We start from the raw sequence: 21573 nt of genomic DNA, 5'->3' as shown, positions 1-21573 counted from the left end.
CGCCCCACGCACAGTCCGTCAAAGGACCCACACACAGCCAGGGAGGCCGCATGTCCATGCACATCGAATCCATCCATTTCGAAAGCACCCACTTCAGCTTGCAGGGATGCCATCACGCCGATGGCGAGGGCGTGACCGTTCAATTCGACGGATTGACAGCGCGCAGCACCGCAATGGATGAGGCGCTGCTGGCCGCCCGTCGCGCCTGCGGCATTGCGCGCTTTGACGGACCGGGCTGGGCCAACATCCAAGTGCATGGCGCCTGCCATCGGCAAGGAGAACAAGCGCGCGCCCAACTGCTGCTATGGGCCAACGGACGTCGCATCAGCCTGATTCCTGAGCAGCCCAGCGAACCCCTGAGCGGCGGCTGCGCCGTGCCGATCAGCCAGAACGGCGAACTCCGCCTGGTGCTGACCTTGCTGGCGCAGCGAGACGCATCGGACCCGTACTCGAAGGCCCTGTGCTGGTTGGAATCGCTACAAATCGCCGTGCTCCATTCGCAGTCGCAATGGGCGGGCAGCGATTGGGGAGAGCAGGCGCTGGGCGGCGCCATGCCCCTGAAGGAGCTCTCTTTCGAGTTGCCCGCTTGAACGCGAACCCCAACGCGCCTGTCCCCGAACAGCCAGCGACACGCGACGCTGCCCGCTGACTCAGCTGCAGCGCACCGCCTCTGCGTAGGCCGGGGCGGAAGGCCAGTTCGCAGCATCAACACGCTCACCGGCTTGGAGCATCCGCCACTTCAGCGCGGACAGCCAGCCCCCATGGGTGACCAACAGGCTCATGCGCCGCCCCTCGGCTGCGGCGCACACCGCAACCACCCGATCCACCAGGGCGCCCACCGTCTCACCATCGCCCCCCGGGCGGACATCGGCCAGGGCGCGGCTCCAAGCACGGATTTCGGGCTCAGCGATGGCGTCCCAGGCTCTGCCGTCCCAGGCGCCGAAGTCCAGCTCACGCAGGCGGGCATCGATAAGGTGACGCCAACCCCAGCGCCGCAGCCAACGCCCCACATCCGCCGCACGCCGCAGGTCGGAGGTCCAGACCTCGCGCGCCAGCGCTTCGCGGCGCTGACACGCACGGATGCGATGCGCCAGGCGCTTGGCCTTGCGCGGATCGACCGCCAGGTCGGTGCGCGCGCCCACGCACAGGCCTTGCGCGCCGATGGGCTTGGGGTGGCGGTAGGCGATCAGCATCTCAGCCTTTCAAACGCGGGCCGCAAAAAGCAGCAGCAGAGCGGCTTCGCCCAACTGCTCAGCCGCGCCCAGGGTGTCGCCGGTGTAGCCGCCCAAACGGCGCGCATACCAGCGGCGCAACAGCAGGCCCAGCAGCAGCAGCAGCACGGCCAGGGCCTGAACAAGGGACGGCCAACCGATCAGCAGCGGCAGCGGCGCCAGCCACAGCAGGCCCGGCAGTACTTGAGGCCCACGGACGCCGGTCGCCAGGGGCTTGGCCTTGGCGTGCTCGGCGTCGCCCGCATAGGGCAGCGCCATCATCAGGCCCAGCGGCAGGCTGCGCGCCAGCGCATGGGTGGCGATCAGAAGGAGTGCGGCGCCGGTGGCACTGTGCGCCACCAACTCCGCCAAAGCCGCCGCGCGCAGGCCGGTGATGAGGATCAGGGCCAGCGCGCCATAGGAGCCGATGCGCGAGTCCTTCATGATGGTGAGCGCCTTTTCGCGGCTCACCGCCCCGCCCAGTGCATCCATGGTGTCGGCCAGGCCGTCCTCGTGAAAGGCGCCGGTGGCCCAGGCGCCGGCGGCCAGGGCCAGCAGGGCCGCCACCCAAGGGCCCCAAAACTGCGCTGCGCCCCAGAGCACGGCGGCGCTGAAGGCGCCCACGCCCGCCCCCACCAGGGGGAAGTGGCGCACGCAGGCGTTCAGCCAATCCGGCTGCCAAGGCGCCAGCCAGCGCGCCGGCACCGGGCAGCGCGTCAGGAACTGCAGCGCGACGGCGATCAAGCGAACTTCTTCGGTCCATCGAATGGTCAAGAAACGTCTCCAAATGCAGCGGCAGAATGCCGCCCGCCATGCGTCGTCCTATCCAATTGCTTGCGCTGTTGGCGCTCGTTCTGGTGCTTTTCGGCATCGGTCTGAACCGCCCCACCGATACGCCGGAGGTTGCCACGCCTCTCCCTGCCGCCCGCACGCTGTCCCCCTCCGACCTCGAGGCCCATGTTGCGGCCTCGGCTGCGGACATGGCGCCGCAGCGCCAGCCCAATCCGCACCCGCTTACGCCCTTTGCGCTTCAACAAGCGCAAAGAAGCACGCCATCGCTGCGCGCCTTCGTCCACTTCGCGCTGCAACACGCTGAAGCCGGCGGCTTCATCAGTGCTTGGGGCGCTCTGGACGAATGCTTCGGCGAGACGTTGGACGGTGCCGGCCTGCCCGAGTCCAGCCTGTCGCCTAAGTCGGAGCAGTCGCTTCAGGCTGACGCCCTGCTTCGCGCCGCCTGCGATCTGGACCCAGGGGAAAGAGAACGCGTGATGCAACTGGCCATCGGCGGCCCGCGTCAGGTCTTGTCGAAAGATCCCAATCTGCAAGTCCTGGGCCGCAGCATCGCGACGGGCTACAACCAGACCATCGGGCTTGGCCAGGCGAGAGACCTCATACGCCTGGGCAACCCCTATGCCAGCTTCAGTCTTCTGAGCTTGGGTAGCACGCCAGAGCAACCCGACCTGCACTTTGCCGGACAGTTCTATTCCAGCCCCTTTGAACAACGCCTGTTGACCGACGCCTGGCTGCTCCTGACCTGTGACATGGGACAGAACTGTGGCCCCGAAGCCGTGCCCACCTTGCGCATGTGTCGAGACCGGGGTTGGTGCGCCCAAAGTCTGCAGTCCGCCATGGCCTTGGGCTATGAACGGATTCCCGATGGCCTGCCCCGTCTGAGGATCCTGCATCAGCGGCTCTTACGCGCCTGGCGAGAGCAGAGCGCCGAATCCTTTGCGCCAGGCAGCCCAGGCGCAGCAGCTTCGCAGGCTAGCGTCAGCACGACTCACTGACCCCGGCCGAGTCGAAGCTGGCCATTTCGTTCAGCAGATTCACGGCCGAAACCAGCAGCGGCCAAGCCAGCGCCGCGCCGCTGCCCTCGCCCAGGCGCAGGCCCAGGTCCAGCAGGGGTTGCACGCCCAAGCGCTGCAGCCAGCGCGCGTGCCCACTCTCGGCGCTGGCGTGGGCGAACACGCAGCGCTCCAGCACGGCCGGCGCCAGGGCGGCGGCCACGGCCACAGCCGCCGTGGTGATGAAGCCATCGACCAGGATGACGCGGCGCTGCTGCGCGGCGGCCAGTACCGCGCCCGTGAGCGTGGCGATTTCCAGTCCGCCCAGCGCGGCCAGTATGTGCTGCGGCTCGCGGGCCTGCGAGTTGGCGGCCAGCGCCTGCTGCAGCACGGCGGTCTTGCGCGCAAGGCTGGCGTCGTCCAGCCCCGTGCCACGGCCCACGCAGTCGACCAGCGGCATTCCCGTCAGGCGCTGCATCAAGAGCGTGGCGGCCGAGGTATTGCCAATGCCCATCTCGCCCAGCAGCAGGGCCTTGCCGGGCAGGCGGCGCGCCAGGGCGGCGCCGTTTTCCAGCGCCTGCGCGCACTCGCTCGCCGTCATGGCCGGGCCCTGCGTGGCGTCGCGCGTGCCCTCTTCCAGGCCGGCGACTTTGCAGATCGCCAGACCGGGTTGGGGCTCGAAGACATGGGCCACGCCGCAGTCGGCCACGGTCAGGGTCAGGCCCTGCTGGCGCGCCAGCACGGACACCGCCGCGCCGCCGGCCAGCATGTTCAGCACCATCTGCCAACTGACCTCGCGCGGGTAGGCGCTCACGCCCTGGCGGCTCAGGCCATGGTCGGCGGCGCAGACCAGGAGCTGCGGCGCCTCCAGGCTGGGCGTCAGCCTGCCCTGGATGCAGGCGATGCGCAGCGCCAGTTGTTCGATGCGGCCCAGCGCGCCCAGGGGTTTGGTCTTGCGGTCCAGCTTGTGCTGCACCTGCGCCTGCAGATCGGCGTCGTGCAGCGAAGGGATGTCAAACAGATTCATGGGGTTGAGTCGCTCAGAGCTTGTGAATGAATTCGGCGCGCCCGAGCGGGCGTCCGAACGGGTGTCCATCAAGGCGCAAAGCGCAGCCGTAGCTGGGGCTACGGCGAGCATTTGCAACGCCGAGGGGCGCCCTTTCGGGCGTCAGAGCGGGGGTGTCGGATTTGTTCACAAGCTCTCAGTCATCAATCGGAACAGGGTGTCGCGGCCACAGGCCGCCTCCAGGCCCTGGGCCAGGGTGTCCAGGGCCTGGTCCAGGGTGGGCACGGCCTGGCCGAACAGGGCGCGCAGAAACTCGCTCTGCTCGAACAGGCCATGGGCATAGAGGCCCAGCACAGACCCGCGCTGCCAGGCGATGGGCTGACCGTCGTCGGCCCAGGCCACGGCGTCCTGCGCGGACTCCGTGCGGCCGCAGCGGATCTCATACCCCTGGGTCTGCAGGCCGCTCAAGCCCGCCCAGAGCCCGCTCAGCCCGCCAAAGCGCAGCGCTGCGGCGCGCAGGCGCTTGGGCGCGGCATAGGTGGTGCGGGTGGGCAGCAGGCCCAGGCCGCGCGTGGCGACCTGCGCCGGGCCGTCCAGGCCCTCGGGGTCGGCCAGCAGCTCGCCCAGCATCTGCAGCCCGCCGCAAATGCCCAGCACCGGGCGCCCGGCCGCCGCATGGGCCTGCACCAGGGCATCCAGACCCTGGGCGCGCAGCCAGGCCAGGTCGGCGGCGGCCTGCTTGCTGCCGGGCAGGATCAGCCAGTCGGCGCCCTGGGCCTCGGCCACGCGGCGGGCCCAACGCAGGCGCACGCCGGGCAGGCGCTGCAAGGCCTGGAATTCGTCCAGATTGCTGATGTGAGGGCCGGCCAGGATGGTGAGGGTGAGCGCGTCGGACTCGCTGCCGCCGCTTCCTGCCCCATAGAGCCCGTCTTCCTCGGGCAGACCATGGTCGCGCCACATCGGCAGCACGCCAAGAAGGGGTACGCCGGTCAGCTGCTGCAGCTGCTCGGGCGCCGGGGCCAGCAGGCTGGCGTCGCCGCGGAATTTGTTCAGCACAAAGCCGGCCAGCAGGCCGCGCACATCGGGCGGCAGCAGGGCCCAGGTGCCGTGCAGATGCGCGAAGGCACCGCCGCGGTCGATGTCGGCCACCAACAGAGCCTGGGTGGGGCCCCGTTCACGCGCCCAGCGCGCCACACCCAGGTTCACGTAATCCTGCGGCGCCAGATTGATCTCGGCCGGCGAGCCCGCGCCCTCGACCACGATGAGTTCGTGGCGCGCGCTCAGGCGCTCGAAGCCCTCACGCGCCGCCAGCGCCAACTGGCCGCTGCGTTCGCGCCAAGGCATGGCCCCCAGTTCGCGCGCCACGCGGCCGTTCAGCACCACCTGGCTGCGCGTGTCGGCCTCGGGCTTCAGAAGCACCGGGTTCATGTCCACCGTGGGCGCCACGCGCGCGGCCAGGGCCTGGAAGTACTGGGCCGCGCCGATCTCACCAAAGCCTTCTTCGCTCAGCGGCACGACGCGGGCGTTGTTGCTCATGTTCTGCGCCTTGTAGGGCGCCACATCCAGGCCCTGGTTCGCCGCCCAGCGGCACAGGGCCGTGGCCACCAGGCTCTTGCCCGCGCCGCTGCTGCAGCCCCAGACGATCAAGGTTCGGCTCATCGGTTCATTCCTCATCCAGGGCCTGCAACAAGGCGTCCAGGGCCTCAGCGCCCAGGGCGTTCAGGCGCCAATGGCCGGGCAGGCCGAAGCTGCTGCAGTCGCGCACCGCCACCCCGTGCTCACGCAAACGCACGGCACTCAGGCCGACCGGCACGCGCAGGCAGCCGAAGGGTGCGTCACCCGGTCGCGCGCCAAAGCCGCGTACCGCCAGCGCCTGCACCAGAGCGGCCCGCTGCGCACTCAAAAGGGGCAGGCTATCCAGCAAGGATTGCTGGACTCGGGGCTGACACCAGGCCTGCAACAGGCTCACGCCATGGGCGCCCAATACCCAGCTCGGCTCGGCCGCACGCAGAGCCGCGCACCAGGCCTCCACATCCCAGTCCACCGCATCGGGCGCAATCGCATAGGCCGCCCGCACCCCGCACAGGCCCAGGGCCTTGTTGGGCGTGAAGAGCTGGAACACCGTGCGCAGCGCTGCATCGCCCCAAGCCTGGCGCGCGCTCAAGCGTAGGGGCCCATAGGCGCGGTCCAGCACTGTCGGTGTGGTGTGGCAGTCCGTCGGCGCGCCGATGGCCAGGCCATCGGGGCTGCGCAGTTCGGCCGCCCAGCGCAGGGTGGCCGGCGCGTCCTCGGCCACCACCCCACGCCCCCAGGTCTGGGCCGCCGCCGCATAGTCGCCATAGGCCGGCTGCGGGATGGCCACAGCCCCCGGGGCCAGGCGCTGGCCCACGGCGGTGACGCGCTGAATGAACTCCGAGGCACTGGCCGCCAGCAGCAGGCGCGCGGGCGCCACGCCGTGGAAGTCCGCCAGCTGCTGGCGCAGAGCGGCATAGCTGGGGTCGGGGTAATGGCGGGGGTCGGCCTGCGCCAGGGCCAGCAGGGCCAGAGGATGGGGGCCCAAGGGGTGGCTGCAGGTGGAAAAGTCCCAGCGTGCCACGCCCTGCGCATCGGGGCCGCCGTGGATGCGCGCGACGGTCATCGCGTCAGCCCCCAGGCCAAGGCGACCGCGCCCATCCAGGTCGCCAGCGCGGCCAGGCGGTAGCGGCGCAGCGCGCGCTCCGTATCCGCCGCCTGCGCCACGCGGCCCTCGGCATTCAGCACATAGACCCCCGGTTTACCGAGGCGCACCCCCAGCTGCAGAGCCAGAGCGCCCATGGGCCAACCGCCATTGGGCGAGGGCGTGAGCCGCGCCGTGCGCCACAGGCGCAACGGACGCAGGGCCTGGGCGGGGGCCAGCAGCAGAGCCGCCAGGCGCGCAGGGATGGCCGAGAGCCCGTCATCCGCCTTGGCCGCCCACTTGCCGGCCCATTCCCAGCGGCCGCGATAGCCCCACATCGCATCCAGGGTGTTGGCCATGCGATAGACCAGGGCCCCCGGCAGGCCGGCCACGGCGAACCAGAACAGCGGAGCCACCAGGGAATCGTTGAAGTTCTCGGCCAGGGTCTCCAGCGCGGTCTCGCGCACAGCGGGGGCGTCGAGCTGGTTCACATCGCGGCTGCACAGGCGCGCCACCTGCTGGCGGCCTTCCATCAGGCTGCGGCCCAAGGCCGCCTCCACCGCCGCCACCTCGTCATGCAGCATGCGGCCGGCCAGGCAGGGCTTGAGCAGCAGGGCCAGGGCGATGGCCTCGGCCCAGGATGGCAGATACAGCTGCTCGGCCAGGGTCAGCAGGCCGCCGAACAGGATCAGGGCCAGGGCCAGGAGCCACCACACCAGGGTGCCGCCGATCAGGGCCAGGGCTGCTGGGCGGGCGCAGAGCCAGCGGCCGATCGGGCCCACCAGCGCGCCCAGCCAGGCCACGGGGTGAAAGCGATTCGGAGGTTCGGGGACGAATTGGTCCAGGGCCCAGGTGAGGGCCAGGGTGGCGGCGAGGACTTCGGGGGCGAGCTTCATCTCGACCTTGCTTGCCTTGTGGGAGAGCCCGTGGGGTCTTCAACCCCACACCCCGACCCCATTTCTCTTTGCGTCGCCAAAGAGAAATGGGGGAAAGAGAAAGGCGACCCCGATGCGCAGCCCCTTGGCTTCGCCAAGGGGTCCCCTGCGATGCTCGCGAGCCAGAGCCGGCGCGGAACGCGCTGCGCTCGCAAGCTCGCTTCGCTTGAACGGCCGCGCCGAGTTAGTGCTGGATGCGCGCTGCGCGCGCGCTCTGGCCCGCTGCGCTTCTCGGCAGCGCATAGGGGACCCCGGGAAACGGCGCACCTCTTGGAAGTACGGGCTGTTCGGCTGTTGGCGGTTGGGGGTCCCCCTATGCCAAGCCGAGGAGCGCAGAAGGGCAGGCCAGCGCGCGTCAGCGCGCCACGTAAACATACTCGGCGCGGCCGTTCAAACGCAGTGAGCGCAGCGAACGAAGTGCGTTCCGCGCCGGGCCTGGCCTTCGAGCACCACAGGGAACCCCTGGCGCAGCCAGGGGCGTATGCATCGGGGGTCGCCTTTCTCTTTCCCCCTTTCTCTTTGGCGAAGCAAAGAGAAAGGGGTCGGGTGCAGGGGTGAAGCCCCTGCGGGCTGCCCTGTGCGGATTGAGTCACGCCGTCACCAGCGGCGGCAGCCGCGCCAGCAACCCCGACTTCAATCGCTCGGGTCGCGCCGCCCATTCCAGCCGCCCATCCCCCGCCGCCCGGTGCTGCAAGGCCACCTCCAGCAGATCGGCGGCCGCGCCCTCTTCGACGGTCAAGCCGCCGAACAAATAACTATGCTTGCCCGCGCCTTGCAGGGCCGCCGTACAGCCCTGCGAGCAGCCGCCCATGCAGGCCGTGCCGCGCACGGGCACTGGGCAGTCGCGCGCCAGGGCTTCGTTCTCAACCAGCTCCAACAGGGCCTGGCCGCGGCCGTCCTGGCAGGTGGTGCAGACGATCAGTTCACTCATGCTTGCATCAACTCCGGAATACAAAAGACCAGTTCGGTAGGGCGCAGCGGCGGCGTGCTGGCCTCGCGCCGCGGCGTGCCGGGGCGCAGGGCCAGCGGCGCGGCAAAGCCCGGACCGTCCCAGACAAAGCTGTGGAACTCGCCCTCCTCGCCCGCCGGACAGACCCCCGGCGGCAGATCGGCCAAAAAGCGGGCGTCGTAGGCGCGGCCGGCAAAACTTCCATCCAGGCGCTGGGCGTCCACGCACACGACTTGCGCCTGCACACCGCGCGCGATGAGTTCTTCGGCCACCGCGCGGCGCGGCAGATCCCACAGCGGGAACACGGCCTGCAAGCCGGCCGCCGTGCAGCGCGGTTCGATCCACTCGCGGTGCGCACGCAGATCGATGTCGCCAAACACCATGGCCGCCATCCCCTGCTCGCGCAGGGCGCGCAACTCGGCGGCATAAAGGGGCTCGAAGGGCCCGTTCACGGCCACCCAATGCGGACGCCCACCCAGGGCCTCGATCTGCGCCTGCAGATGCGCGCGCGACAGCCCGTGGCTCTTGCTGCGCTCGCCATCGCTCTCCAGCTGGCAGAAGAAGCGCTCGACCTCCAAGCCTTGTTCGCGCGCGCGCAGCAAGGCCAGCATCGAGTCCTTGCCCCCGCTCCAGGAAATGGCAGCTTTCATCGTTCACTCATTCTTCGTTCTCTCCGCCTCAGCCTGCGCCCGCGAGACGGGCACAGTCCTTCGTGCGGGGTCGCAGGGTGCGCAGGCACCCTGCTCGCTCCGCTCTCAGTCTTCGATGCCTCGCTGGGCCGGCACCCCGGCCTGGAAGTGGTGCTTGACTAAGGCCATCTCGGTCACCGTGTCGGCCAGGTCGATCAGCTCCTGCGGCATCTGGCGGCCGGTCAGCACCACCGAGACGGTGCTGGGGCGCTCGCGCAAGCAGGCCAGCACCGGCTCCAGCGGCACCCAGCCATAGCGCAGCGGGTAGGCAATCTCGTCCAGCACGATCAGGAAATGCTCGCCGGCGCGGATCAGGCTTTCAGCCTTCTGCCAGCCAGCCAGGGCCAGGGCGGCGCTGTGGTCGAGGTCGCGGCTTTTCCAGGAAAAACCATCGCCCAGGCCCTCGATGGGCAGACCGATCTGCTCGAACAGGCGATGCTCGCCAAAGCGCGCCGAGGGCACCTTCATGAACTGGAAGATGTGCACCTTCTTGCCGCGGCCAAAGGCGCGCAGGGCCAGGCCGAAGGCCGCCGTGCTCTTGCCCTTGCCGTTGCCGGTGTGCACCAGCACCAGGCCGCGGCGCTCGCCCTCGGCCTTGGGCGAGCCGCGCTCGGTCGGGGGGGCTTCAATCTCCATCCACGTTCTCCAGATTCAGATGCACTTGCGGGCGGCCACAGGCGCCGGGCTGCACGCGAATGGCCTGGCCGAACACGGCCTCCAGCGCGCGCTGCAGGGCCGGGTCGGCGGGGTGGCCGGCGGCGCGCACGCGGCCGGCCTCGATGACGATCAGCTGGTCGGCCTGCAGCGCCAGGCCCAGGTCGTGCAGCACGCTCACCACGCCCCGCCCTTCGCGCGCCAGCTGCCGAAACAGGCGCGCCAGCGCCACTTGGTGGGGTGCGTCCAAATGGGTGGTGGGCTCGTCCAGCAGCAGCAGCGGCGCCTCGGTGGCCAGCGCGCGGGCCAAGAGCACGCGCTGACGCTCCCCGCCGCTGAGCTCATTCAGACGGCGCGCCGACCAGTCGCTGCACTCACAGCGCTGCATCGCCTGCTCGACCACCGCGCGACACTGCGCACCGGGCACACCGCCCAGGCCCAGATGGGCGATGCGACCCAGCTCCACCGTCTCGCGCACGCTGAGTTCGCCACTGGTCTCGCCCTGCTGCGCCATCCAGGCCAGATAGCGGGCACGCTGCGGCGCCGTCCACTCACGCATCTCGCGCCCCTGCAGGTGCACGCTGCCTTGCTGGGGTGACAGCAACCCGGCCAGCGCGCGCAAGAGCGTCGACTTGCCCGCGCCATTGGGACCGACGATGGCGGTCCAGCCAGCCTCGATCTGCAGGTCCACGCCGCGCAGCACCGCGCGGCCGCCCAGCGCAATGTGCAGGCCCTCGGCGCGGATCATTGCAAGCCCTTTCGGCGCAGCAGCACGAAGAGATAGCCGCCGCCCAGCACCGAGGTGACCACGCCCACCGGCAGTTCCTGCGGCGCGATCAGCGCACGGCTCAGCACATCGGCCCAGAGCAGCAGCACGGCGCCCATGGCGCTGCTGGCCAGCAGCAGCCAGGCATGCACACCGCCGGCATGGCGGCGCACCAGATGCGGCGCCACCAGACCCACAAAGCCCACCAGACCGACCTGCGACACCGCCAGCGCCGTGCAGCCCGCCAGCAGCACCACCAGTTGCAGGCGCAGCCGGCTTAAGTCCAGGCCCAGGCTGGCGGCGCTGTCCTCGCCCAGGGTCAGGGCGTCGAGCACACGCGCGCGCTTGCGGGCGCCCCAGAGCATCGCGGCGGCTCCCAGAGCCAGCAGCAGCACCGCATCCCAGCCGATGAAGCTGGTGCTGCCCAGCATGAAGGCCTGCTTGCCGCGCAGCGCGTCGGGCGAGGCCACGGTGATCAGGTCACTCAGCGCACCCAGCATCACCGAGACCACCACCCCGGCCAGCAGCAGGCGCAGGGTGTGCAGGGCGCCGGCCGCCAGGCTCAGGGTCAGCATCACTCCGGCGATGGCGCCCACAAAGGCCGCGCCCACCAGGCCCACGCGCTCGATCCAGGCCAGCGTCGCCAGGCTCAGCTGCAGACCGCCCAGGGTGGCCCCGGCCATCACCAACACCACGGCCAGGCCGGCGCCGGCGGCCGAACCCAGCAGATAGGGATCGGCCAGGGGGTTGCGAAAGAGGCCCTGGGCCAGGGCGCCGGCCAGGCCCAGCAGGCCACCGGTGAGCGCCGCGCCCAGGGTGCGAGGGGCGCGGATCTGGCCCAGGATCAGCAGCGCCTGATCCCCCTGCAACTGCTGCCAGAAGTCGCGCGGCGAAAACCCGAGCTGACCCGTCATCAAGCCGGCCAGCAGGCCCAGCAGGGTGAGGGCCGCCAGGCCCAGCGCCAGGCGCTGGCGCCGGGCTTGCGCAGGGTCTTGGCGGGTCGACGCCATGACGAGCGTGTTCATGGCCCCAGCACCCCAAGCTCCGTGCGGCTCATGGCAGGCGCTCCAGACAATCGGCAATCAACTCCGCCGCCTCGCCCATGCGCGGCCCCGGGCGAATCAGGATCTCGTACTGCGGCGTCGCGAAGGCGCACAGGCGACCGCGCTGCAGCGCCGGAATGCTGGCCCATCCGGGTCGGTTCTTCAGCCCGGCCTGCTCCTTCTCCGCCCCCATCACGATGCCGGGCCGCGCCTGCACGATGAACTCGGGGTTGAGCTTGGGAAAAGGACCCAGCGACGCCGGCACCGCATTGGGCAGGCCCAGGCGCGCCAGGGTCTGGCCGATGAAGGACTGAGCGCCGGCCGCATAGGGGCCGCCGCCGATTTCAAAGTACACCGACTGCCCGCGCAGGCGCGCCGGCACGCGCGCGGCCGCCGCGTCCAGCTGCTGCTGCAGCCGGGCCCAGAGCGGATCTGCACGCTCGGGCTGGCCGATCAGGCGTGCCAGCAAGACCAAGGTGCGCTGCACATCGGCGTGGCTCTCGGACTTCAGGCGCAGCACCGTGAAGCCCAGGGCCTCCAGGCGATCCAGCGAGCGCGCCGAGGTCGAGGCCAGCACCACATCGGGCTTGAGCGCGGCGATGGTCTCGATCTGCACATCGTCCAACCCACCCAGGCGCGGCAACTTGGCAATCGCCTCGGGCCAATTGGAATAGCGGTCCACCCCCACCAGGCGCGCCGTGGCGCCCAGCGCATGCACGGACTCGGTGAGCGAGGGCAACAGGCTCACCACCCGCTCGGCGGGCCGCGCCAGGCGGTGCTCGCGGCCGGTGTCGTCCTTCAGCAGCAAGGTCTGCGCCATCGCCAGCCCCTGCAAGGCCAGCAAGCTCATGAAGATCAGTGCTCGCATCATCCCTTCACCCTCAGTTCCTGCCCGGCCACCATCAGGGTCAGGCGCTCGCACACGGCGGCCACCTGCTGGTGCAGTCGCCCCAGGGCATCCACGGCGGCGCGCGCCTCGGGCTGCAAGGGCATCAAGCCCAAACCGATCTCGTTCGACACCAAGACCACCGGCCCGGGAGCAGCTCGCAGCGCCGCCAGCAGATCGGCCTGCAAGGCCTCCAGATCCTGCGCCGCCACGCCAGGCGGTGGCAACAGGGCCTGGCTGAGCCAGAGCGTCAGGCAGTCCACCAGCAGCAGGCGCTCGGGCGCACTGTGCTGGCGGATGCATGCGCCCAGGGCCACGGGCTCCTCCAGGGTGCGCAGTCCCGGGCAACGGCGCGCCCGGTCTTCACGGTGGCGCGCGATGCGCGCCACCATCTCCTCATCCCCCGCGTGGGCGGTGGCGATCAGCCATGCCTCCCGCCCCGGCGCGGCCGCCAGCCATTCGGCCGCGCGCGCCTCGGCGCGCGCCGACTTGCCGCTGCGCGCACCGCCGAGGATGAGTTCCTTCATCATCGCCCGCTCTCACTCGCCCCAGCGCAGGCTCAACAACCATTCGCGGCGCGGCTGGTTGTAGCCATAGACGGTTTCGTACTCGCGGTCGGCGGCGTTGTTCAGCTTCAGGCCCAAGCGCAGGTCCTTGGCCAGACGCCAGTCGGCGCGCAGGTCCAGCACCGTGTGCCCCTTCACCACCTGCTTGTTGGCGGCATCGTCATAGCGATCGCCGACGCTGCGCAGCTGCGCCCCCAGCTGCCAGTCACCCAGCTGGCGCTCCAGGCCCAGGCGCAGGCTGTCCTTGGCACGGCGCGACAGCAGCTTGTCGGTGGCGGCATTGCGCGGGTCCAGGGCTTCCAGCGAGGCATTCAAACCCCAGCCCCTCCAGTTGGCCTCCCAGCTCAGGCTCAGGCCCTCGATCTCGGCGCGCGGGACATTGGCCGGGCGCGGACCGGCCGGGATATAGCCGCGGATGCGGTTCAGGAACCAGGCCGCTCGCACCTGGTGCACGCCCTGCTGCCAGCGGGCATTGAGCTCACGGTGCTGGCCACGCTCGGGCTGCAGGGTGGGGCTGCCAAAGCCGGGCCAGTAGAGCTGGTTGAAGCTGGGCGCCACAAAGCTGCTGCCCAGGGCCAGGCCGGCGCGCAGATGCTCGTTCAAGTCCAGGCCATAGGCGGCCGAGCCGGTGTTCTCGGTGCCGAACTGCGAGTTGCGGTCACGACGGGCCGAGAACTGCCAGTGCTGGGCCCCCTTCTGACCACTCAGGCCCAAGGCCAGGCCGGTGATGCGACGCTCGGTCACCGTGTAATTGGTGGCGGGCTTGTGCACCTCTTGCTCGATGCGTTCCAGCACCCCCAGCAACTGGCCCAGGGGCGTGGCCACGCGGTTCTCCCAGCTCAGTTGGGTCTGCTGGGTGCGGATCTCGCCCAAATCGGTCCAGGGCGAGGCCGAGACCAGGGTGTTGTAGCCCTCCTTGGAACGCGCCAGGCGCAGCTGGCTGTGCCAGCTGCCCTGCACCGTGCCGCCGGCCTGCAGCGAGGCCACCTGGCTGGTCAGGCGCGCACGCGCGTCCGCCCCCGGGCCGTCGTCGATCTGGCTCTCGCCGCGGCTGTGCAGGCCCAGGGCGTCCAGGCGCCAGTCACCGCCCAGCTTCAGGCCCAGGCGGGCATTCAGGGCCTCCTGCTCAAAGCCGTCGCGGTCCGGGTGGTGGCTGCCAACGGGTACGCGGGCATTGGTGCTGGAAAAACCGTCGTCGCGCAGGGCCTGCAGGCCGATGGCGCCATCCACAGGCCCGGCGCCGAAGGACAGGCCTGCGCCGGCCTGGCGCAGGCCATGAGAGCCCGCGGCCAGACGCACCCGGGTCTGCAGGCCCTGGGCCCCCTTGCGCGTGAAGATCTGCACCACACCGCCCACGGCGTCGCTGCCGTACAGGCCCGAGAGCGGGCCGCGCACGATCTCGATGCGCTCGATGGCATCCAGGGGCAGGTTGTCCAGAGCCGGCGTGCCGGTGGTGGCCGAACCGCTGCGCACGCCGTCGATCAGCACCAGGGTGTGGCGGGTCTCAAGGCCACGGATAGAGATGGAGCCGCTCTTGCCCAAGCCGCCATTGGCCCAGAACTGGATGCCGGGCTGGGCCGCCAACAGCTCGACCAGGCTGCGCCCGGCATGCGCCTCAATTTCGGCGCGGTCGATGACGCTGACCTCGGCCAGGGCCTGATCGATGCGCTGCGGCTGGCGCTGGGCGGTCAGCACCACGGTCCCGAACTGGGTCTGGGCGAAGGTGGAGCAGGAAAGCAAAACGGCCGCGGCCACGGCGGCAGGACGGGCACAGCCCGGGAACAAACGAGACATGAAGGAAAACAGCAGTCGAAGCACGTGCGCCACCGCTTCCCCGCAGCCGCGCACCTCATGGCGCACCCGAAGGCACGCCCCCCTGTTGGCCGGTATCCGGGCTGATGGAACGACCCCTGTGTCCTTCCCAGATGCGCGGGGCATCCAGTGGCTTCGACAGGAATTGAACTGGATGATCAAAAGCCATCCAGTTCGTCCACTTACCGTTGCGGGGGCAGCTCAGCTTGGGGGTCGCCTCCCTGGCGACGGTCCTGCTGATTCCCGTTGAACGGCAACCTCCAGAAGCGGAGGCCGCGCGCACCAACGGGCTGGAGTTTATTCGCTGCGCTGCAACAAGAGCTTGAGCGCCGCCGGCGCGTTGCCCTTGTTGCTCCACATCCAGCAATAGTCTTGATCCAGCGCAACGGCCAGCTCGCCCTGCAGCTGCGCCACATCGGCCTGCTTGGCCGGGTACTCGACCTTCTTGCCCACGTGGTAGTGGATGTTGAAGTTCAGCGGCCGATCGGACTCGAAGGACCAGCTCACCTTTTGGCCCTTGGTGAGCTTGCCGCAGGCCTCCGCGAACTTGCCGGGCGCCACTTGGAAGCTGGCCTCCGACTTGGCTTGTGCATCCCAGCGGATCTCAACGATCTCGGCGTGCGCACCCAGGGCGACGAGCCCCAGGGCCAGTCCAGCGGTCAAGTTCTTCATCGTCGATCCTCAGTAGTTTTGGTAGACCTGGGTGTTGCCGTCGGGTTTGACGAGCAGCACCTGGTAGGGGTCGCGCCGCCCGCCATAGGCCGGGCCGTCCATGCCGGGCGAGCCCACCGGCATGGCCGGCACCGCCAAGCCAAGGGCCTTGGGCCGCTCCTTGAGCAGGCGCTTGATCTCACGCGCCGGCACATGGCCCTCGATGGCATAGCCCTCGATCTGCGCGGTGTGGCAGCTGCCCAGCGCCACGGGCATCTTCAGGCGCTTGCGCGCCTCGTCATTGCCCTCGTCATGCACCTCGAACTGCGTAAAGCCCTGCGATTGCAGATGGGCAATCCAATCCTTGCAGCAGCCGCATTGCGGCCCCTTCCACACCACCACCTTGGGCAACTGACCTTGGGCCGCCAGCGGCAGCCAGGGCAAGACACCGAGTGCGGCGATCAACAGGCGGCGCGCGGTTTGGACTTGTGGCTTCATGGCTTGGCTCCCTTGGGTGTCACCACCAAAGTGCCCACCATGCCGGCTTGGAAGTGACCGGCGATCAGGCAGGCGAACTGGAACTCGCCGGGGCGGTTGAAGGTCCAGACGATTTCGCCCGTCTTGCCGGGCGGCACATGGGCCATATAGGGCTCGTCGTGCGCCATGTCGGGGAACTTCTGCATCATGGCCGCATGGGCCTGCAACTCCTTGGGCGTGCCCAGCACGAACTCGTGCATCACCTTGCCCTTGTTGTGGATCTGCAGACGCAGGGTCTCGCCCTCGCGCACTTCCAAACGGTCGGGCTTGAAACGCATGGTGTCGTCCATCTCGACCTTTACCGTGCGCTGAGCGCGGGTGCCGGCAATGCCCCAGTCCTTTTGCACCCGACTGTGCTGGGCCGCCGGGCCGTGCGAGGGGCCGTGGGCCCAGGCGGCGGTGCCGCACAAGAGGGCCAGGCTCAAGGCCTGGATCACAAACTTCTTCATAGGAACTCCTGGAAAGCGCCCGGCTGAATGGCCGGGTCGACGCCCCCGCACAGCTTGGGCGGCAGGCCTTGAAAACGGGACCGAAAGTATTGAGCGGCCCGAGTCAACTAGGCGGTCGATCCAGGGGTTCCGGGCTGGCCTGCGGCGCCGCTAGCAGGGGATGGAGCAAGACCTGCTCACTCGCGGTGCAGGCCCGATCCGGCAACACCGACACGCTGAGCATCAAAGGCAGGCAGCAGGGCCCATGGGCCATGCAGTGGTGCACGGCCTCGAGCTCGGATTGGTTGGTCCATGCCGGATCTGTGCCCGCCATCTCATGGCAGGCGGCGGCCGCCCTGCTGGGACCGAAGGCCTCAGCCGGTACGCCAGCGGCCGCCCCGCGCAGGCTCAGCAGCGCGCACAGCAGCACGAGCAGCAGCTGACGGCACAGGGTGGGGAGGGTGCGCATGGTCGGGGCAACTGTACAAGCCACCCGCACACAGGCTGCCGGCCCCCGCACCGCTGCTACCCTAAAGACGCTGCACCAACCAAAGCCCGCCCAAGCCCAAGGACAGCAGCGAAAGCACCCAGCCACCTTGCTTCAGTGCCGACGCCAGGCGAGGCTGCCGGGCCAATGGCACCACCCGGCGCAGCGCATGGGCCAGGCCCAGCAGGCCGAAGGCGATCAGCAGTTGCGTCGCCTCAATGCCCAGGTTGAAACCCAGCAAGGCCACCCAGAGCAATCCGCCCGAATCGCCTTCGGGGCCCCCGCCGACCTGAAACGCATTGCCCAGCGCCAAGCCATGCACCAGCGCGCAAGCAAACACCAGGCCCCCATGGAGCGGCAGACTGAGCGACCGACCGCGTCGGCGGCCCTGCAGATCGAGGCCCGCCAGACCAATCAGGGTCAGCGCAATGGCCGGCTCAACCCAAACCGAAGAGGCGCGCACCCCGGCCAGCACGCACAAGGCCAAGGTCAGCGCATGCCCGGCCGTGAAGGCAGTCAGTGTGGCCGCCAAGCGCCGCCAGCCCGCGCTCGATGCCGAGGCCAGCATCAAGGCCAGAAAGAGTAGGTGGTCAGGCCCCACCAGGATGTGGCGTGCCCCCTCCACGGCCTGCTCAATCAGGACGGTTTGCGCGGAAGGCAACACGGCCTGCGGCGCCCGCCCCGGAGCAAACAGCAGCACCTGCCGCTGCGAGCCCCGGGTGACCGTGATGCGCTGCTCCAGCCCCGAGGCCTGCGGCCCGAAGAGCGTGAAGGCCAGTCGGAGAGGCCCATCCGCAGCATCCGGCAAAGCGAAGCGCCCCATCACCACCAGCTCGGCGGCCGGGGCCTGCGGGCTGCGATCGTCCGGGGAGAGCGTCAGCATCAGCGCCTGCAGCGGCCGCGGCCCCTGGGCGTCCAGGAGCTGCAGGCCCTGGCGCACCTGAGCTTCGATGGCGGGCGCGTGGCGCCCCAGCTCGGCCGCCGACAGGCGACCATCGCCGTCATCGTCCACCCGGCGCAAGGCATCGACGGCGATGGCCATCACCACAAAGCCGCCGCTGCCCACCAGGTTCAGGGTGCCGCGCTGGGCCGCCATCAGATGTGCCTGGGCCGGGGCCCAGAGCCCCAGCGCCAGACAGACGCAGAACAGGCCCCGAAGACTCATGTCCGCCCCTTCACGCAGCGCTGGAAGTAGGGGTAGGAGTCGGTGGCGTAGTAGTGATAGATGCCATTCGGAAACTCAGGCGTCACACCGGTGCGGCCATTGCATTCATCCAGATCGCCCAGGCCCGCCACGTACTCCCAGTCCTGTGCAAAGGTGCCCAGCGGGATCAGGCTGGGTGAGGGCCGATTGGCGCTCACCGCGCTCTTGAGCCGGTAGCTGCCGGTGATGACCTTGAGCGGCGAGCTGGCATCGCCCGCCACGCTGTAGCCATAGCGCGCATAGATGGGGAAGCCGTCGGCCGCCCAGCCCACCAGGGTCATCTTGCCGGGGCCACCGCCGCGCAAGGTGATGAAGCCCTCGGGCATGCCGTGGTAGTGGTACTCGCCGCCCGGCTGCACATGGGCGTTGTTGGCGTCGGGGCCGAAGTTGAAGCTGCTCTGCCCCAAGGCCTCGATGCTCCAGGCCCCGGTGTTGCCGATCAGGCTGCAGCTGCCGGTGGAGGTGGCGCCATCCGGGCAGGTGCCGGCTGTGTTGGCGTCGATCTTGACGCCGTTGAGCACATAGCCGGTCGGCCCGCGCGGCCCGCCCAGAGTGGTGGCCGTTCCGCTGTAGCTGGGGCTGAGCGTGAAGCTGGCCGAGACCGACTGCGCGGCGATCGCATTGGGATTGTTGGCGTTGGGAAAGGTGCCGGTGGCATGGTCCGGCAAGCCGTTGGCCGTGAGCACACGGGTGCTGGCCGTGCAGTTCCAGGCCGCGCTGGCGATGGCGTTGACCGAAGGGCTGCTGTTGAACGCACTGCGGCTGTAGGCGCACTCCACCCCGGCGGTGCTGGCGCCGGCGCTTGCCGCCGCCGGGCTCACGGTGGCGGCGGCCGAGGCCGGCCCAGCCCCGACCGCATTGCGGGCCTGCACGCTGCAGCTGTAGCTGCTGCCATTGCTCAACCCACTGACCACGACCGGGCTGCTGGTGGCCGTGGCGGTGAAGGCGGACGCGCCCAGGCTGCAAGTGGCCAGGTAGTCGGTGATGGCGGAACCGCCGGTGCTGCTGGGTGCCGTGAAGGCCAAGCTCGCACTGCCATTGCCCGCCGTGACGGTGCCCAAGCTGGGCGCGCCCGGCACCGTGGCCGGGGTGGTGGGTGTGGTCGGCGTGGTGCTGCTGTCGCCACTGCCACTGCCTCCGCCGCCGCAACCCCAAAGAGGCAGGGCAAGCAGGCCCATCAAAGAAAGTGCGGAGAGGCTGGGAGGCTGAGCCTTGAACGCTTTGCGCATGATGCGGAGCTCCTGTTGGGTTCAGCGGGCCGACTTGCCGGGCATGCCAGGGGCCGAGGCGCCGGGCGCCGGCCGCTCGCTCGAACTGGGGCGACAAGCCAGCGCCAGCTCAGAACGGGGCGCAAAGCAGGTGCCGCTCACACTGCTCCCGTTGGGCCGCTGAAAGCTGCAGGCCTGTCCGCTGCTCAGGCTCTTGCAGGCGGCCAGGGCCTGGGGCGGTGGCCCCTGGCGGCGTTCGCCTGCCTCGGGCTGCGCATGGGCCGATGCAGCCAGGCAAAGCCCGGCCAGGGCCAAGACCTGCCAGCTCACAGCACGCGGCTGCAGGGGGGACACGAAGGGGTTCAGCGACATCTCTCTCTCCTTGTCAAACACCGGACGCTCCGGCCGTGACCGTCAGCTTGCGAGCCGAATGTGGAGACAGGATGGAGAGCGTGCGAGCTTGTGTGGCGCCGATAAATTGACTTGCAGCGCCTCCACATTCGCTCCATAAACCGCCCGCAGCATGACGCCCATCTCAAGGAGCGACCATGCCTTCAACGACCCCGATTCCCAGCCGCGCCTGGATGGCACTGACCCTGTGTGCACTGACTGCCTGCGGCGGTGGCGGTGCGGGTTCGCCTGCACCCGCACCCGCACCCGCACCCGCACCCGCACCTGCACCTGCACCTGCACCTGCACCTGCACCTGCACCTGCACCTGCACCTGCACCTGCACCAGCACCAGCACCCGCGCCAGCACCGGCCCCGCCCAACATCCTGTTCGTCATCGCCGACGACTTCGGGCTGGACGCCAGCCCCTGCCACCCCAGCGTGGGCACGGCCAAGCCCAATATGCCGAACCTGCAGGCCCTGTGTCAGGCCGGCGTGGTGTTTGAGCAGGCCTGGGCCCACCCCACCTGCACGCCCACCCGCGCCAGCCTGCTGACCGGGCAATACGGCAGCCGCAGCCAGGTGCTGCAAGTCGACGATGTGCTGGCCCCCAGCACGCCCAATCTGCTGCAGCGCCTGCAGCAGGGCAGCAACCCTTACTCGGTGGCGGTGATCGGCAAGTGGCATGTCAGTGGCGCCAACCCCGACCCGAATGCCCCGGCGCAGTACGGCGCCAGCCACTACGCCGGCTTCCTGACCGGCGCGTTGCCCGACTATTCGGACTGGCGCATCACCGTCAACGGCAGCACCAGCCGCACCACCACCTACGCCACCACCGAGTTGACCGACCGCGCCATCGCCTGGTTGTCCAGCGCCAGCTCGCAGACCCAACCCTGGTTCCTCTGGCTGGCCTATAGCGCGCCGCACACCCCCTTCCACACGCCACCCGCCGCGCTGCACACCCAACAAGGCCTGAAGGATGGCAGCGCCACCGATTCGCGCACCCAGTATTTCGCCGCCGCCGAGGCCCTGGACCATGAGTTCGGCCGCCTGCTGGCCACCCTGCCCGCCAGCGTCCTGGCCAAGACCACCATCGTCTTCATGGGCGACAACGGCACCCCGGCCGCCGTCATCCAGTCTCCCTATTCACGCAACATGGCCAAGGACACCCTGTACGAAGGCGGCATCCGCGTGCCCCTGGTGGTGGCGGGTGCTGAAGTCAGCCGCACCGGTGCGCGCGAGACCGCCCTGGTGAACAGCGCCGACCTGTTTGCCACCTGGGCCACCCTGGCCCAGCGCAGCGACAGCCTGCCCGCCGACAGCCTGAGCTTTGCGCCGGCGCTCAAGTCCAGCGGCTTCAGCGGCCGCAGCCACGCCCTGATCGAGTTCCGCAAGGACGGGCAGTTGCAGTCCGCGATCCGCGATGCGCGCTACAAGCTGATCGAGCAGCAGAACGGCCGCCGCGAGCTCTACGACCTCAGCCTGGACCCCTACGAGAGCACCGACCTGCTGGCCAGCGGCAGCACGGCCGCGCTGGACGCCATCGTCACGACCCTGGTGAACCGGCGCGCCGAAATGCAGCGCTGAGTCGCGACAAGCGTGCGACACCGCACAATGGCCGGCAACCCAACGCCGGCCTGTCACCGTGCCCCTGCGCCTCGCCGCCCAACCGTCCGCACTCCACCGCCTGCCCTGGGGCCTCGGGCTCTTGT

At 69.7% G+C, this 21573-nt stretch carries 24 protein-coding genes and 1 riboswitch; of the genes, 3 read left to right on the top strand and 21 right to left on the bottom strand.

Annotated elements, in window-relative coordinates; translation table 11 throughout:
* Window positions 1–50: 50 nt before the first annotated feature.
* Window positions 51–590, top strand: coding sequence for a hypothetical protein (locus FF090_RS04150; protein ID WP_138855522.1), 540 nt, complete (start codon window positions 51–53; stop codon window positions 588–590).
* Window positions 591–650: 60 nt separating this feature from the next.
* Here FF090_RS04150 and FF090_RS04145 read toward each other — a convergent pair whose 3' ends face one another.
* Complete coding sequence (locus FF090_RS04145; RefSeq protein ID WP_138855521.1) at window positions 651–1193, bottom strand: histidine phosphatase family protein; 543 nt, start codon at window positions 1191–1193, stop codon at window positions 651–653.
* Window positions 1194–1202: 9 nt separating this feature from the next.
* Complete coding sequence (cobS, locus tag FF090_RS04140; RefSeq protein WP_221304963.1) at window positions 1203–1985, bottom strand: adenosylcobinamide-GDP ribazoletransferase; 783 nt, start codon at window positions 1983–1985, stop codon at window positions 1203–1205.
* Between the two features lie 38 nt (window positions 1986–2023).
* Here cobS and FF090_RS04135 point away from each other — a divergent pair, with 38 nt between their 5' ends.
* The gene (locus FF090_RS04135; RefSeq protein ID WP_138855520.1) at window positions 2024–2998 is read left to right on the top strand and encodes a hypothetical protein; all 975 of its coding nucleotides are present in this window, start codon (window positions 2024–2026) and stop codon (window positions 2996–2998) included.
* Here FF090_RS04135 and cobT read toward each other — a convergent pair.
* The 19 genes from cobT to FF090_RS04040 all read right to left on the bottom strand — a co-directional run bounded on the left by cobT (window position 2982) and on the right by FF090_RS04040 (window position 19844).
* Entirely contained in the window at window positions 2982–4022 is a 1041-nt protein-coding gene (gene cobT / locus FF090_RS04130) for a nicotinate-nucleotide--dimethylbenzimidazole phosphoribosyltransferase (protein WP_138855519.1), read from the bottom strand. The two genes, FF090_RS04135 and cobT, sit on opposite strands and share 17 nt — an antisense overlap.
* Before the next feature lie 165 nt (window positions 4023–4187).
* Entirely contained in the window at window positions 4188–5660 is a 1473-nt protein-coding gene (locus FF090_RS04125) for a cobyric acid synthase (protein WP_138855518.1), read from the bottom strand.
* A gap of 4 nt (window positions 5661–5664) precedes the next feature.
* Window positions 5665–6639, bottom strand: a complete 975-nt coding sequence (locus tag FF090_RS04120) for an aminotransferase class I/II-fold pyridoxal phosphate-dependent enzyme (RefSeq protein ID WP_138855517.1) — start codon at window positions 6637–6639, stop codon at window positions 5665–5667.
* Window positions 6636–7553 carry an adenosylcobinamide-phosphate synthase CbiB gene (gene cbiB, locus FF090_RS04115; RefSeq protein WP_138855516.1) on the bottom strand — a complete coding sequence of 306 codons (918 nt, stop codon included), beginning with the start codon at window positions 7551–7553 and terminating at the stop codon, window positions 6636–6638. Before cbiB ends, FF090_RS04120 begins: the two co-directional genes overlap by 4 nt.
* Before the next feature lie 628 nt (window positions 7554–8181).
* The gene (locus FF090_RS04110; protein WP_138855515.1) at window positions 8182–8523 is read right to left on the bottom strand and encodes a DUF1636 family protein; all 342 of its coding nucleotides are present in this window, start codon (window positions 8521–8523) and stop codon (window positions 8182–8184) included.
* The gene (locus FF090_RS04105) at window positions 8520–9191 is read right to left on the bottom strand and encodes a Dph6-related ATP pyrophosphatase (protein WP_138855514.1); all 672 of its coding nucleotides are present in this window, start codon (window positions 9189–9191) and stop codon (window positions 8520–8522) included. Before FF090_RS04105 ends, FF090_RS04110 begins: the two co-directional genes overlap by 4 nt.
* A gap of 105 nt (window positions 9192–9296) precedes the next feature.
* A complete protein-coding gene (gene cobO / locus FF090_RS04100; RefSeq protein WP_138855513.1) occupies window positions 9297–9866 on the bottom strand; it encodes a cob(I)yrinic acid a,c-diamide adenosyltransferase in 570 nt (189 codons plus the stop codon).
* On the bottom strand, window positions 9856–10632 hold the full coding sequence (locus tag FF090_RS04095) for an ABC transporter ATP-binding protein (protein WP_138855512.1): 777 nt from the start codon (window positions 10630–10632) through the stop codon (window positions 9856–9858). The genes cobO and FF090_RS04095 overlap by 11 nt, the downstream gene beginning before the upstream one ends.
* The gene (locus FF090_RS04090; protein ID WP_246071503.1) at window positions 10629–11675 is read right to left on the bottom strand and encodes a FecCD family ABC transporter permease; all 1047 of its coding nucleotides are present in this window, start codon (window positions 11673–11675) and stop codon (window positions 10629–10631) included. Before FF090_RS04090 ends, FF090_RS04095 begins: the two co-directional genes overlap by 4 nt.
* Window positions 11676–11703: 28 nt before the next feature.
* Window positions 11704–12561, bottom strand: a complete 858-nt coding sequence (locus FF090_RS04085) for an ABC transporter substrate-binding protein (RefSeq protein WP_246071502.1) — start codon at window positions 12559–12561, stop codon at window positions 11704–11706.
* On the bottom strand, window positions 12561–13106 hold the full coding sequence (locus FF090_RS04080; protein ID WP_138858280.1) for a bifunctional adenosylcobinamide kinase/adenosylcobinamide-phosphate guanylyltransferase: 546 nt from the start codon (window positions 13104–13106) through the stop codon (window positions 12561–12563). The genes FF090_RS04085 and FF090_RS04080 overlap by 1 nt, the downstream gene beginning before the upstream one ends.
* 12 nt (window positions 13107–13118) lie before the next feature.
* Window positions 13119–14900, bottom strand: coding sequence for a TonB-dependent receptor domain-containing protein (locus FF090_RS04075; RefSeq protein ID WP_175423512.1), 1782 nt, complete (start codon window positions 14898–14900; stop codon window positions 13119–13121).
* A 109-nt stretch (window positions 14901–15009) separates the two neighbouring features.
* A riboswitch (cobalamin riboswitch) is annotated at window positions 15010–15259 on the bottom strand.
* A complete protein-coding gene (locus FF090_RS04070; RefSeq protein ID WP_138855509.1) occupies window positions 15255–15629 on the bottom strand; it encodes a hypothetical protein in 375 nt (124 codons plus the stop codon). Its footprint overlaps the riboswitch before it by 5 nt.
* Before the next feature lie 9 nt (window positions 15630–15638).
* A complete protein-coding gene (locus FF090_RS04065) occupies window positions 15639–16106 on the bottom strand; it encodes a DUF411 domain-containing protein (protein ID WP_138855508.1) in 468 nt (155 codons plus the stop codon).
* The gene (locus FF090_RS04060) at window positions 16103–16594 is read right to left on the bottom strand and encodes a cupredoxin domain-containing protein (protein ID WP_138855507.1); all 492 of its coding nucleotides are present in this window, start codon (window positions 16592–16594) and stop codon (window positions 16103–16105) included. The genes FF090_RS04065 and FF090_RS04060 overlap by 4 nt, the downstream gene beginning before the upstream one ends.
* Window positions 16595–16697: 103 nt before the next feature.
* Window positions 16698–17042: a hypothetical protein gene (locus FF090_RS04055; protein ID WP_138855506.1), complete on the bottom strand. Its 345-nt coding sequence runs from the start codon at window positions 17040–17042 to the stop codon at window positions 16698–16700.
* Between the two features lie 61 nt (window positions 17043–17103).
* The gene (locus tag FF090_RS04050; protein WP_138855505.1) at window positions 17104–18225 is read right to left on the bottom strand and encodes a HupE/UreJ family protein; all 1122 of its coding nucleotides are present in this window, start codon (window positions 18223–18225) and stop codon (window positions 17104–17106) included.
* A complete protein-coding gene (locus FF090_RS04045) occupies window positions 18222–19493 on the bottom strand; it encodes a YHYH protein (protein ID WP_217503022.1) in 1272 nt (423 codons plus the stop codon). Before FF090_RS04045 ends, FF090_RS04050 begins: the two co-directional genes overlap by 4 nt.
* A gap of 21 nt (window positions 19494–19514) precedes the next feature.
* On the bottom strand, window positions 19515–19844 hold the full coding sequence (locus FF090_RS04040; RefSeq protein WP_138855504.1) for a hypothetical protein: 330 nt from the start codon (window positions 19842–19844) through the stop codon (window positions 19515–19517).
* A gap of 176 nt (window positions 19845–20020) precedes the next feature.
* Here FF090_RS04040 and FF090_RS04035 point away from each other — a divergent pair, with 176 nt between their 5' ends.
* Window positions 20021–21448, top strand: a complete 1428-nt coding sequence (locus FF090_RS04035; protein ID WP_138855503.1) for a sulfatase-like hydrolase/transferase — start codon at window positions 20021–20023, stop codon at window positions 21446–21448.
* Window positions 21449–21573: the final 125 nt, after the last annotated feature.

This window comes from Inhella inkyongensis (genome assembly GCF_005952805.1).
GTDB lineage: Bacteria > Pseudomonadota > Gammaproteobacteria > Burkholderiales > Burkholderiaceae_C > Inhella > Inhella inkyongensis.
Note: the sequence above shows the minus strand (reverse complement) of the source record. Positions and strands in the feature narration are given on the sequence as shown.